General features: G+C 67.5%; 11 protein-coding genes. 1 reads left to right on the top strand and 10 read right to left on the bottom strand.

What is annotated here, in order from left to right:
* Window positions 1–2: 2 nt before the first annotated feature.
* From fabD to IE272_RS35280, 8 genes are all read right to left on the bottom strand, one after another.
* Complete coding sequence (fabD, locus tag IE272_RS35315; RefSeq protein ID WP_229897960.1) at window positions 3–866, bottom strand: ACP S-malonyltransferase; 864 nt, start codon at window positions 864–866, stop codon at window positions 3–5.
* A complete protein-coding gene (locus tag IE272_RS35310; protein ID WP_215101266.1) occupies window positions 863–2,290 on the bottom strand; it encodes a PfaD family polyunsaturated fatty acid/polyketide biosynthesis protein in 1,428 nt (475 codons plus the stop codon). Before IE272_RS35310 ends, fabD begins: the two co-directional genes overlap by 4 nt.
* A gap of 41 nt (window positions 2,291–2,331) precedes the next feature.
* Entirely contained in the window at window positions 2,332–2,844 is a 513-nt protein-coding gene (locus tag IE272_RS35305; protein WP_190009738.1) for a hypothetical protein, read from the bottom strand.
* A 31-nt stretch (window positions 2,845–2,875) separates the two neighbouring features.
* Complete coding sequence (locus IE272_RS35300; RefSeq protein ID WP_190009736.1) at window positions 2,876–3,376, bottom strand: hypothetical protein; 501 nt, start codon at window positions 3,374–3,376, stop codon at window positions 2,876–2,878.
* A 163-nt stretch (window positions 3,377–3,539) separates the two neighbouring features.
* Window positions 3,540–6,356: an ATP-binding protein gene (locus IE272_RS35295; RefSeq protein WP_190009734.1), complete on the bottom strand. Its 2,817-nt coding sequence runs from the start codon at window positions 6,354–6,356 to the stop codon at window positions 3,540–3,542.
* Between the two features lie 220 nt (window positions 6,357–6,576).
* Window positions 6,577–7,767, bottom strand: coding sequence for a cytochrome P450 (locus tag IE272_RS35290; RefSeq protein ID WP_190009732.1), 1,191 nt, complete (start codon window positions 7,765–7,767; stop codon window positions 6,577–6,579).
* A 129-nt stretch (window positions 7,768–7,896) separates the two neighbouring features.
* Window positions 7,897–8,670, bottom strand: a complete 774-nt coding sequence (locus IE272_RS35285; protein ID WP_190009730.1) for an ABC transporter permease subunit — start codon at window positions 8,668–8,670, stop codon at window positions 7,897–7,899.
* 50 nt (window positions 8,671–8,720) lie between these two features.
* A complete protein-coding gene (locus tag IE272_RS35280) occupies window positions 8,721–9,650 on the bottom strand; it encodes an ABC transporter ATP-binding protein (protein WP_190009728.1) in 930 nt (309 codons plus the stop codon).
* 94 nt (window positions 9,651–9,744) lie between these two features.
* Here IE272_RS35280 and IE272_RS35275 point away from each other — a divergent pair, with 94 nt between their 5' ends.
* Complete coding sequence (locus IE272_RS35275; RefSeq protein WP_229897959.1) at window positions 9,745–10,227, top strand: GbsR/MarR family transcriptional regulator; 483 nt, start codon at window positions 9,745–9,747, stop codon at window positions 10,225–10,227.
* Between the two features lie 27 nt (window positions 10,228–10,254).
* Here IE272_RS35275 and IE272_RS35270 read toward each other — a convergent pair whose 3' ends face one another.
* Together IE272_RS35270 and IE272_RS35265 are read right to left on the bottom strand one after the other, a co-directional pair.
* The gene (locus tag IE272_RS35270) at window positions 10,255–11,058 is read right to left on the bottom strand and encodes an alpha/beta fold hydrolase (protein ID WP_229897957.1); all 804 of its coding nucleotides are present in this window, start codon (window positions 11,056–11,058) and stop codon (window positions 10,255–10,257) included.
* A gap of 111 nt (window positions 11,059–11,169) precedes the next feature.
* Entirely contained in the window at window positions 11,170–11,700 is a 531-nt protein-coding gene (locus tag IE272_RS35265; RefSeq protein ID WP_190009725.1) for a hypothetical protein, read from the bottom strand.
* Window positions 11,701–12,620 lie beyond the last annotated feature (920 nt).

Raw genomic sequence — 12,620 nt, 5'->3', positions numbered from 1 at the left:
GGCTAAGCGGTGACGACCGATGCACGCAGTGACGCCTGGATGCGCCGGGTCAACCCGGTGAGCGTGTTGCCGGGCCCGATCTCACGGAACTCCGGGTCGGGCAGCCCGAGCAGGTGGACGACCGTGTCGCTCCAGCGGACAGGCAGGTGGAGCTGGCGGCACAGGGTGCCCGCGATGTCGTCGTCGTAAGGGCGCCCGGTGGTGTTCGCGATGACGGGAATCTTCAGCCGGGCCAGCACGTAGCCGTCGAGGAACGACGCGAACTCACGGGTGGCCGGTGCCATGGAGCGGGAGTGGAAGGCGCCGCTGACCCGGAGCGGAACGACGGTCTGGGCGTGCCCGGACATCAGGGCCGGCACCTCCCCCACGGCTTCACGCGGCCCCGAGACCACGATCTGGTCCGGAGCGTTGAGGTTGGCGATGTCGACGGGGAGCCCGGAGGAGTCCAGGAGGGCCCGGACGCGGTCCTCGCCCAGCCCGATGACGGCCGACATCGCGCCGGGGCCCGCGTCCGCCATCAACTCCGCGCGCTTGGCGACGATCTCAAGACCGGTACGGAAGTCGAAGACGCCGGCGGCGAAGAGTGCCGCGTACTCCCCGAGGCTGTGCCCGGCCAGCGCCTCCGGGATCCGGCCGCTGGTCCGCACGGAATCGATGTACGCCAAAGCGTCGACGACATACACCGCGCACTGTGTGTAGCGCGTGTCCGCGAGGCGCTCGGCGGGTCCATCGAGGCAGAGTTCGGCGACCGAGTACCCCAGGACGGAGTCCGCCTGCCGGACGAGGTTGGGATAGGCGGCGAGCAGATCCCTTCCCATGCCGACGCGTTGGGAGCCCTGACCGGCGAAGAGGTGGATGAGTGTCACGGGCGCTGCCCCCGATGGATGTTCGCGGACGTCAGAGCTTCGAACCGTTCGCTGAGTATCGAGGCGGCGCCCCGCATGATCATCTCTCCTAGGTCGTCCACGTGCCGGTCGCGCCAGTTCTCGCGGTCCGTGCCGCGCACGAGCTCGTTGAAGGCTCCGAGCGCCGGTCCGCAGTTGATCTGGTAGTCCACCTGGTGGGCTTCGGAGCCGCTCATGGCCAGCCGGATGGACTGCACGAAGTAGGCCTTGAAGACCAGGAGCATCTTGTGCTTCGGGTCACTCTCCGCCAGGGCGAGGGCCTTGGGGTTGGCGCGCCGGTAGTAGGTGCGCGTCTCCTCCCAGACCTCGTCGAAACTCCTCCGGAAGTAACGGCGTTGCAGCTGCTCGGCGGTCCGCGGGTCCAGGTCCTCCAGGGAGTCGTGGCGCCGGTAGAGCTCGTACAGCTTGTTGGCCCGGGCCGGATAGAACAGACCGCGCCGGAGTACCTGGGCGCGCGCACCGGTCTCCAGCATGTCGCCGGCGGGCACGATCGCCATGTCGTGGGCCTCGGCCCGCTGGAGCATGTCCTTGACGCGATCGCTGGTGCCGCACTCCGCCGTGCACTGGTTGATGCTGCCGGTGAGCACGAAGTCGGCACCGAGCACGAACGCCGCGGCGGCCGCGCGGGGAACCCCGATACCTCCTGCCGCGCCGACCCGGATCCGGGCGGCGGCGGGAAACCTCCGGGCTGTCCGGTCCCGCAGGGCGATGAGTTCGGGGAGCAGGATGACCAGTTGGCGCTGGTCGGTGTGGCCTCCCGAATCGGCCTCGGCGACGATGTCGTCCGCGAGAGGCACCCGGTCGGCGAGTTCGGCCTCCGCCGCGGTGATGCGCCCTTCCGCCAGGAGCCCGTCGACGAGTTCCCTGGGCGCGGGTCCGAGGAAGCCGTCGGCGACCTCGGGCCTGGACACCTTCGCCATGACCCGGCTGGGGACGCACACCCTGCCGTCGCGCCCCTGGCTCACCCCGGAGAGCCGGTACCGGACCAGATCGGCGGTCGGACGCAGGAAGGAGGCGGCCTCCACCCGGCGAACCCGGTGGCGGAGGAGCAGGTCGACCTGCTCCTCCTCCTTCGCCGGGTTCTCCAGGCTCGCGAGCAGGTTCAGTCCCCAGGGGCCGTCACCCAGTTCCCGCTGGAAGCGCCGTACCGCGGCGGCGGTCCGCTCCTGGTTCAGCCCTCCCGCACCGAAGTACGACAGGAGTCCGGCCCTGCCCATGCGGACGACCATGTCCTCCGACGCGACGGCCTTGTACATGGAGCCGGCCACGTAGGCGTAGCGCACCTGGTGGTCCGCTCGGAACTCCTCGCTTCCCAGAGCCTCCGGGGGGATGTCCACGGCTGCTCTGCGGCGCTGACTCACGGGCCCGATCTCCGTCACCGACACCGTCGTCTCCTTTCCGCTCCTCGGCGCGCCTCTGTCGCGGATCAGGCGTTCCCGGACGACCGGTTCTTCTCGTAGCGTTCGAGGATCACGGGCATCTCCGAGCTGACGAATCCGAGGAAGCGCTCCATGTTGGCCAGCCGCCGCAGCCGCTCGTCGGACGCGCCCTCCGCGCGCAGCTCTCGCAGGCCGGTGGCCGCGATCCGGTGGAAGTCGGGGAACTCCGAGAAGATGCCCCGTACCTTCGGCGCCCAGCTGTTCTCGCGCAGGCGCAGCGTGTAGTTCTCGCTGAGAGCGCCGGTTCGTTCGAAGACGCTCACCGGGTCGTTCTCGGGGGTGAGCTGGTCGACGATACGGTCGATCGCCGCACGCTCCACGCCGAGCATCAGGGCGATCTCGTCCGCGGTCTGTGCCGCCGGATCACAGATCATCATGTAGCCGACGACACGGCCTCGTTCATGGGGCATGCCGTCGTTCTCGTAGTAGTACTGCGCGACCTTCTCCACGAAGATCTTCTCGCTCTCCGTGAGAGCGGTGGGGGCGGTTTCCGTGGCCATGGCGGGGTCTCCTCGTTGCGCGGGTCGGGGGTCAGACGGAGGCGTTCTCGCGGTGCTGCTCCCAGCGCCGCGACATGTCGGCGAGGTCGCCGACGATGTGCCCGAAGAGCTCCTCGATCTCCGCTATGCGCCTGCGGCGTTCCGCGCTGGCATCCTTCAGCGCCTCCAGTCCGTACTGGAAGATGCCCCGGTACTCCGGCCAGCTCGCGAAGGTGTCGGACACCGCCTTCGGGTATCCGTCGTCGACGAGCCGGTAGCGCGTCTCCGCTCCCTGAGTCTCGATGCGCTGATACAGGCCTGCCAGAACGAGTTGCTCGATGAGCTGCTCGATCTGGTCGGGGGTGGCGTCGACGGCCGCGCAGATCTGGGGCAGGGTCTGCTCGACCGGATCACTGATGATCATCCAGGCCATGACGCGGCCTTTCTCCCACGTCACCCCGTGTGCCTCGTGGTAATGCCGCGCGACCGCGTCGACGAAGGAACGCTCGGCGTCGGACAGTTCCTCGTGCCGCTTCTCGCCAGTGCTGTGCACTGATCCCGCCTTTCCGTCGAGGGAAGAGGTTCCGGGGGCGAGCGGTGTTCGCTCACCCCCGGTGAACTGTCGGCAAGCCTCGCCGAGCAGCGCCGTCTCCGCCCCAGGTACAGCCCCAGCAGAGACCCCAGTCCGCGGAGTCCATGAGAGCCGGGGGACGGAATCAGGCGGACCTGGCGGTGTTTTCGGCGTCGGAGGCCGGGTCCAGCACGTCCGGCAGCTCGGACCGTCTGCCGATGCCGAGCTTGGCGTAGGTCTGGCTCAGGTGCCATTCGACGGTCTTGACGGTGACGAAGAGCGCCTGGGCGATTTCGCGGTTGCTCAGCCCCTTGGCCGCCTGCCAGGCGACGCGTTCCTCTGCCGGAGTCAGGGGAACAGGGGCGGACACCTCACCGCGAACGGATCGTGATCCCGCGAGCCGCAGCTCCTGTCGGGCCTCGTTCTCGAGATCCACGGCCCCGATGCTCCCGGCCAGGTTCATGCCAGCGGTGAGCCGTCGGCGGGCCTCGCTGCGCTGTCCGGCGCGACGCCTCGCGGCTCCCAGCGCTATCAACGTGCGGGCGTGTTCGAGGGTGTCGGGGAGCCCGGCCAGCATGCTCTGGGCCTGTTCGATGAGGGCGAGGCCTCCCGCTCCGCCCTGCAGCTCCCCATAGGTACGCAGGGTCACAGCGAGAGGCCTGGCGGCACCGAAGGCCCGTGCTCGGGCCAGTTCGTCGGTGACCAGGTCGATCGCCTGCTCCGATCCGTCGGAGCGGACCACGGCGCGAACGCCGTCAGACAGGTAGTCGCAGACGGCGGAGGGGTGCCACCACCCATGCCGGGCGGCGAGTTCACGATAACTGCGAATGTCGGCGAGACCGTCGTCGAAGCGGTCGAGTCTGATCCGCAACCGGCCCCGGGCGGCGCGCAGGGGAAGGAACATGGCGGCTTCGGGCAGCTCCCCGCTCAACCCCGTCTTCCCCAGGAAGGCCTCGGCCTCATCGGGCCGGCAGGTGTCGACCAGGCAGTGCACAAGGACGGCGGCCGCCAGGGGCACGGACAGGGGGCGCAGGGAAGTCGCGCGCTGATGCCGGAGTACGGAACGTGCGGCGGCTTCGGCCTCGGCAAGTCGTCCGCTGCTGTAGAGGACCCGGGCCCGCAAACTCCTGACCGTGTCCACGGTCAGGAGCTGTCCCGCCCGCGTCGCCCGGCGCAGCTGATCGTCCAGCGCCCTTTCCGCGCCGTCCAGTTCGTCGCATTCGGAGAGCGCCCACGCGGCGATGGAGCCCGGGGTGAGGCCGGTGTCGTGCAAGGCCTCTCGCTCACCGGCCGACAGCGCGGCGGAGGCCAGTCGGCGGACGCGCCGCAGCGGGGCGCACCGCAGGAGAGCCTCGACAGCGGCGCGAGACCGCGTTCCCCCGCTGGGCACGAAGGAGGGGTGCGTACGCTCGGACATCGACGGGGCAAGCCGGGACAGCACCGCCGCGAACGCGCGTGTGTCCTCGGGCATCTGCTCCCGGTCCTGGCCGAGAAGGATCAGAGCCTCCTCGTACCGGGCCGAAGCGGCGAGTGCAACGCCCAGTTCGGTACGGACTAATCTCCGCCCCTCCGGCTCCCCCCCGCGTGTCTTCACCTCCCGCAGACGCTCTATGGCCGACGGGTCGTGGGCACGCAGTTCCGCAGAACCGAGCCGCGCCAGCGTGGCCAGTTCACGCTCCTCAGAGAGAGGCTCCGCGAGGGCGTGCCGGAGATAGCGGATCGCCGCGTTCGGGTCGCCCTCCTTCATCGCCCCGGAGGAAGCGGAGTGCAGCACGGACACGCTCCACGTGTCACCGAGCGGATCGGTGCGGACCAGATGCTCCGCGACCTCACGCGCCGAGGCTCCTGCGGCTTGGAGCGTTCGAGCCGATCTGCGGTGGACGCTGCCGCGATCCCGCGGAGACATCTGTGTGTAGGTGACCTGCCTGACCACAGGGTGCCGGAATCTGTACGGTGTTCCCGGTCTGAGCACGTCGGCGTCTCTGAGGCATCCTGCCGCGTCGAGCAGCTCCGCCTCGCCCAGCCCGGTCACTCCGACGCAGTGCCGCGGCTCGGCCTGGTCGTCGAGCACGGCGATGGCCTCCGCCAACACGGTCGCGTTGGCGGGAAGTTTCCGGAGCCGGCTCCCGACATTCCACGAGATGCGTACGGGAGTGATCAGGGAGATCACCGCAACCGCCGCCTCATCGGGCTCCAGCCCCTGCCCGACAATCTCGTCGAGGAGCTCGGCCAGGTGGAGCGGGTTGCCCTCCGTGAGTTCGAAGCAGGTTCGCAGGACACTCTCGGGCACCTCGCGGCCGACCCGTTCCACGATCTGTCGCCGTGCGCCTTCCCTGGTCAGCGGCGACAGCCGGTGGTAGGACGCCGACGCCGAGGCGCTCGCCGTCATAAGCAGATCCGAAATCGGTCCGCGTTTCGCACAGGTCGCCGTGAGAACGATCAGTATGCCGTAGTCCTCGATGCGGTTCGCCAGGTATGCAAGGAAACGCATGGATTCGACGTCACCCCACTGGGCCTCGTCGATGATGAGTAGCAACGGCTCAGCGGCAGATATCTCGCGACATGTACCGAACATGCTCCGAAAAGCGGGGTGGAGATCTGTCGCGACGGGCCCCGTCGCACCCTCTCCCGCCCCGCAGCCGGAGAGAACCTTCTCGATCGAGGCCGCCCCGGAATTCCGGTATGCCCCTTCTGACCGCTCCCCATCAGCCGCATCACAGAAGAGCTGCCTCAGAACAGCCCAGGAAAAATCGCTCTCGAACTCACTTCCGCATGCGCGAAGCACGCGAAATCCTCTTTCCTCCGCCGCAGTGCGCAGAGCGTGCAAGAGACTTGTCTTGCCAGAACCTTGTTCACCCTCTATAAGGACCAGACGGCCCTTGCCCTCCCGCGCTCGACGCAAGGAGTCATCCAGCAGATCGATCTCACGTTCGCGCTCCAGAAGCCCGCAGTCACGCCACATTCGCCACACCCCCTGAAGAGGAACCCGGTAAGGCTCCAGAACCTGCCGACGAACGAACAGGGGGAAGCTATGGGCGATTGACGCCGGAAGAAAAGGAACGCAGCCAAAATTAACGCAGGCTTGTCGCTGCCGGCTGCACCCCGCGCCTCCCCGACTCACCACCCGACAGCATGGGGGCGCTCGGAGCTGTCATGCCTCCGAGCACCCTCATGCGAGCCTGTCAGGCTCTGCGCAGCGTGACCGGCAGCTTCTCGAAGCCGACCATCTGCGGCGGGATGGCCCAGACGAGGTCGCCGTCACGTTCGACCGTGATTTCTTTGAAACGATCGAAGAGCACGCCGAGGACCAGCCTCGCCTCAAGCCTACCCAGAGCATTGCCAATGCAATGGTGCGTCCCGAAGCCGAACCCGAAGTGGCGCCCCTCGCTGTTCCGGTGGATGTCGTACGTTTCCGGATCGGGGAATTGTCGTTCGTCCCGGTTGGCGGAGCAGAAGCTGGCAGCGACATGCTGGTGTGCCGGGATCGTGACGCCGGCAACCTCGACATCCTTGGTCGATGCACGCAGCCCGGTCGTGATCGGAGGCCGATGTCGGAGCACCTCCTCGACCGCCGGGCCTATCAGCTTCCGGTCAGCCCGCACGTCGGCCTGCGCCTGCGGGTTCAGATCAAGAAGATCCACCGAGTTGGCGATGGTCATCGTCGTACTGATGTGGCCGCCGGCGAACATCACGTTCGCGAAGTTGACCGTTTCGTCCTCGGTGAGTCGATCACCGTCGAGTTCGGCGTTGGCGAGCCGCGTCAGCATGTCGTCGCCGGTCTTGTTCTTGCGTGAGCGGACCTTCTCCCGAAGGTAGGTGATCGCTTCCTGCTGCAGCTCGCCCAGGGCCTCCAGGTATCCCTCCTGCGCCATCTCCTCGGGCGTTACGCTCATGACCTTGCGAGCCCAGTTGTAGAAGAGATGGCGGTCCTCGGCCGGCAGGCCGAGGATCTCCAGAATGACCGCGATGGGCACGGTGTACGCCAGATCAGCGACGAGGTCGATTTCATCCCGGTCGGAGAGGTCGTCGAGTATCTCGTTGGTGATCCGAACGATCTGGGGCTCGTACGCCGCGATGGAACTGGGCGTGAAAGTGGTACCAAGAATCCTCCGGACGCGCGTGTGCCGGGGCGGATCCATCTGCGGAAGACTCTCCAGCCCCGACTCGGGGAACCCCATCCGATGCATTTCGGAAGAGAACGTGCCCGGATTGGTCAGGACATTGCGCGCGTCGGCGTAACGGTAGACCACCCACCATCCGGTACCCGGATCCTGGTGCACCGGATGGTTGTCCCGCATCATGCGATACCAGTCGTAGATCGCCGGATCGTTCACGTTGGGTTGCGGCGCAATCCCGCTGTCGACGGTGGACACCCCATCACCTTCCCACTCCGATAAGTCGGGTCGTTGCCGGAAAGTCTGGCTCCCACCCATCGATCAGTGCATCAGGGTGCCCCCCAGAGTCGACCCCAGCAATGGTGGGAGTGCCCTTGCGGCGGAGCCTCAGCTGTTGATGTCTCGACGGTTGAAACGAGCGAGACCGGCCGCGACGAAGATCGCCGAGGCGATGACGAGCACAGCGGCATCACCCCATTGGAAACCGTTCCGCAGCGGCTCTCCACCGATGTAGTAGTGGAAGGGTGACAGGTGGGCGATCCAGTCGGCGCCGATCTGCGTGGCGAAGGTGCTGGCGGTGTACGAGAGCACCCCCACGATGGCCACGACGACCAGGGCCACCGCGCGTCGGCCCACAGCGGCTCCGACCCCGACGGCGAGAGCACCGAAGGTGATCGCCAGGAGAGCCAGGTTGAAGCACTGGGCCAGGAACTGGAGGGGGCTGACGCTGGTCAGCTCGGCGCTGCCGCGCACGGCTAGGACCGCGAGCCAGACTAGGGCGGAGATGCCCAGCGCTCCGGCCACCAGAGCGCCGAACCGCTGAAGGACCAGCTGGGTCCGTGTGATGGGGTGCGCGAGCAGCAGATCGAGCTGCCCTGATTCCTCATCTCCGGCGATGGCCCTCGCCCCCATGGTCACGCCGTAGATCATCGCGAGGAGCGGGACAATGATGCCGAACACGGAGGCCTGCAGATAGCCGGCAGCCGTGCCGTCGACGTTGAGGCTCTGACGAAGGGCCTCGGGGATGCTGTCCACGTTCTCGCGCTGGGAGGGGTAGGTGCTGGCGTACACCATCCCCACCAGTGCTGTGCCGACAGACCAGCCGATCAGACCTCGACGGCTGTCCGACAGCGTCTTGGTGAGGATTGCGGCGGCGCTCATGGGGGTGGATCCTTTCCGTACCGGTGTGGTGGAGCTGCGAGAGTGCCGAGTCAGGCGAGAGTGGTCGAGTCGGTGCGCGGCGCCGCTTCGGCCCCGTCGTAGTACGCGTGGAAGACCTCGTCGAGAGCGGGCTCGGTGGCGCGCAGGCCGGTGACGGAGAAGTGGGCCAGAGCCTTGATGAAGGCGTCCGGCGGCCCCGAGATCTGACCGGTGAGCCGCGTGCCCGCCTCGTCGAGGTGGAGTCGGCCCACACCGGGCAGCCCCTCGAAGGCGCTCACCGGGACGCTTGCCTCGAAGGTGATCTCGACATCACAGATCGCTCCGGTGCGGAGGTTCGCCACGGTGTCCAGGGCGACCAGGCTCCCGTCGCGGATGATGCCGACCCGGTCGGCGACGGCCTCCACCTCGCTCATGATGTGACTGGACATGAACACCGTCTGGCCGCCCGCGGCGGCCTCCGTCACCATGTCGAGGAACGCCTGCTGGACCAGTGGGTCAAGTCCGGAGCTCGGCTCGTCGAGGATGAGCAGTTCCGGGGTGTGCATGAACGCCTGCACGAGTCCGACCTTCTGCCGGTTGCCCTTCGACAGCTTCTTGATCTTCGTCGACTGGTCCAGGCCGAGCCGGTCGGCCAGAGCGTCGATACGGGTCTGCGGGACACCTCCCCGCAACTCCGCCAGGAACCGCAGGTAGGCCCGGACGTTCTGGCGCCCGTCGCACACGAAGTCACCGGCCAAATATCCGACACGACGGCGCAACTGGACGCCGTCGCCCCGCGGGTCGAGCCCGAGGACGGTAGCCCGGCCGGCCGTGGGCCGGATGAGGTCCAGCAGCAGCCGGATCGTGGTGGACTTCCCCGCGCCGTTCGGACCGAGGAAGCCGAACACCTCACCCTGGACCACATCGAGGGTGAGGCCGGTGAGACCGCGCCGCGTGCCGTACGTCTTGGTGAGGTCGCGGAGCTCAATCACGTTTTCCATACCCGAAACATAGCCTAGTTTCAGAGATCTTTGAACGCTCAGAGCGTTAAGGTTTGTATGTATCCTGGGGATCCGGCTCAGGAGGAGGCTCGGCATGCATGACACGGAGGACGTGGACCAGGAACTGCGCGAACACGCAGAGAAGCTGGCGCTGACCCTCTCCCAAGGCGGCATGCAGAAGACCACGGCACGGGTGATGACGGCACTGCTGTTCAGCCGGCACGAGACCATGACCGCCGGCGAACTCTGCGAGTCGCTGCGCATCAGTTCGGGTGCAGTGTCAGGGGCGGTGAACCAGCTGATTCCGACCGGCATGATCGAGCGCGTACCCGCCCCCGGGAGCCGTCGCGATCACTACCGCTTCCGCAAGCACGCCTGGTCGACCCTGATGGGCAACCAGAACACGCTGCTGGCCAGCATGTGGGACGCCGCTGCGGGCGGCATCAAGATCGCGGGCAGGGAAAGCGTCGTGGGTCTGCGCCTGGACGAGATGCAGGACTTCTACGGTTTCATGCAGCGGGAGATGGCGGCGCTGATCGACCGTTGGCGGGAACAGTACGACGGCGGCCAGGCCTGACCTCCGCAGTCACCCCACCCGCCCGTCTCACCCTCCGCCTGCCGTGGCGCCTTGCGCCAGGAACGCGGTGATCAGCTGTTCGATGCGGTTCCGATCGGGGCCGAACCACACGAAATGACCGGCCGCCTCGCTGTCCACCAGCTCGGCCCGGGGTAGGATCCGCGCGAGTTCGACCGCATGGCCGTAAGCAACGGAACCATCGCGCCTCGATGCGATGACGAGCGCCGGCTGCGCGACGCGCCCCTCCCAGGACTTCCGTCCCCCACCGAGCTGAGCCAGGTCGTTCACGAATCCTCGGCCGGAACGCATCGACGACAGCAGCGCGGTCACTTCGGCCCGGTGCTCCCCGGACAGCTGGTCGAGGACATCCTGGGGGCGCCCCGTGGTCAGCTCCGCGAGCAACATGCGCAACGCTGCCTCCGGGCGTCGCTCGAGCAACCACCGGGTCAGCCGCCAGACCGCGCCTTCGGACCGGGGCGAGAACACGACACGTCCGAGCCTTCTCGTTCCCGCTCCCGGCCAGGAGAGCGGTCCGACAGCGGATTCCAGGACCAGCCGGCGGACCAGGTCGGGATGCCGGGCAGCCAGGGCCACGGCGGTCGGACCCCCCGCCGACACCCCGGCGCACGCCTCGACCTGATCGATCCCCAGAAGCCCGCAGAGGGCGGCCACGGCGTCGGCGAAGTCCTCAGGAGCCGCCCCGACCGACAGGTCCGTGGCGCCGTAGCCGGGCCGCGAGGGAACCAGCAGCGAGTATCCCGCCGCACGGTAGACCTTCTCCCCCAGTGACAGCCCGGCCCGCATATGGCCCCCGTGCAGCACGACGATCACCGGACCATCACGTGGCTCCCACCGGTATTCCAGGGAACCGGATGAGGTCCTGATGACGTTCGTCGGAAGATCCGCAGTCGTACCGTCGCCTCGTACAGCCACCGTGAGCCCCTAATCGATCCCGGACGACCGGAAGACCGACCGCGCCGCTTCCTCGTCCATCCGGCGGGCGAGCCGGTCGAGACAGGCCGTACCCCGTACGAGGCTGCCACACCGGCGTGACTCGCGGGCATCGGCCTCCAGTTGGAGCCAGAGAGACGGGTTGGCGCGCAGCAGGCAGAAGTCCAGTTGGGCCCGGGTGCCGCGGACATCGGTCAGGACCACGCGCTCGGACACGTCGGCAGGCCATTGGAGAGCGGACAGCCGGTCCGTGTGGACGACTCTCGTGGTGAACAGCCCCCGGACGAGCAGTCGTCCGGGGGCCAGACTGATCCTCGGCGGGAAGAGAACCAGGAGCAGCACCGCCGCCAGACAGCCCCAGCACGCCGTAGGGGCCATGGTCACACCGGGGCCGACCGCGTCGATGAGCAGAGCGGCCACGAGGAAAGCCGTTCCGATGACGACGGCCGGGCGCGCTTCCGGACGCCACAGAACGTCCTCGTGCCCGTCGGCCCCTGCGGGCGCGGGAGTTGGATCGTGCATCCCGGTCACGTTAGGGAACACCGGGAAGGGCGCGGCACCCCCATACGTAAGTCATACGCGCTCACGCCGGATTCTGACAGATGCCTGATGGCAGGCCCACGCCGTACTCGACGAACTCACGCTCCAGACGGAGTCCAGCGTTCCATGCCAGCAGGCTCCTGGGCGGTCGTGCGATGCGCGGGACAGGATGGCTCGGTGCCCGCGGGCGCCGACATCAGCCGTGTGGGCGATGAGACACGCGAGGGTCAAACGCCAGAGCCGCTCGTGGTTACGTGCTCAAGAACCGCTCCGCATGTCTTTACGGGCACCTTACCGAGAGCCGGTGGCGAAGTTTAGTGACCAACCAGATTGCACGGAGAGAGCTCAAGCAGGCCTGCGTGACAGGTTCGGGCACGGCCCGAGCATCCGGTTGGTGCGGCCGGACTTACCGCCTATCGTGCAACCAGATCGGCTCACCCGCCGAAGAAGCTCAACCGAACCTGACGGTTGGTATTGCTCGTGTTTGTGTCCACCAATCTCCGTTAAGGCAACCGTCACGCTACCTGGTCACGTCCCCACGGATCGATCGGCGGACCCGCTCCCAGAAGTGGCCTGGCTCCCTCCGGACACGAAGGTGACCACTACGAACTGAACCTGAACACTGCCTGGCTGCGCCCTGGTGGCGGGCTGCGCGGCAGCGCCGAGGCGCAGCCAGGCTTTTGGGGAGGTAGTCAGACGCGACTGGCCGCCAGGTCATTGAGGACGACGTTCACGGTGGACCAACACAGGTCGGCTGTGTCGAAATCCGCGCTGTGCTTCGCTCGCTTCTCGGCGAGCGGGTAAACTACTCCGTCGCCTGGAAGCAGTTGACGTACCACGGCCTGATCAAGGAGATCCTTCCACGCCACGCCCCGGCCCTTCAACGTCTGGAACCCGGACCG

The sequence above is a fragment of the Streptomyces anulatus genome (assembly GCF_014650675.1).
GTDB lineage: Bacteria > Actinomycetota > Actinomycetes > Streptomycetales > Streptomycetaceae > Streptomyces > Streptomyces anulatus.
The sequence above is the reverse complement of the archived record's forward strand: the minus strand, read 5'-3'. Positions and strand labels throughout refer to the sequence as shown.

Coding starts and splice junctions, on each gene's coding strand:
- IE272_RS35305 (WP_190009738.1), bottom strand. CDS start 2,844: ATGGCCACGGAAACCGCCCCCACCGCTCTCACGGAGAGCGAGAAGATC.
- IE272_RS35295 (WP_190009734.1), bottom strand. CDS start 6,356: ATGTGGCGTGACTGCGGGCTTCTGGAGCGCGAACGTGAGATCGATCTG.
- IE272_RS35285 (WP_190009730.1), bottom strand. CDS start 8,670: ATGAGCGCCGCCGCAATCCTCACCAAGACGCTGTCGGACAGCCGTCGA.
- IE272_RS35280 (WP_190009728.1), bottom strand. CDS start 9,650: ATGGAAAACGTGATTGAGCTCCGCGACCTCACCAAGACGTACGGCACG.
- IE272_RS35275 (WP_229897959.1), top strand. CDS start 9,745: ATGCATGACACGGAGGACGTGGACCAGGAACTGCGCGAACACGCAGAG.
- IE272_RS35265 (WP_190009725.1), bottom strand. CDS start 11,700: ATGCACGATCCAACTCCCGCGCCCGCAGGGGCCGACGGGCACGAGGAC.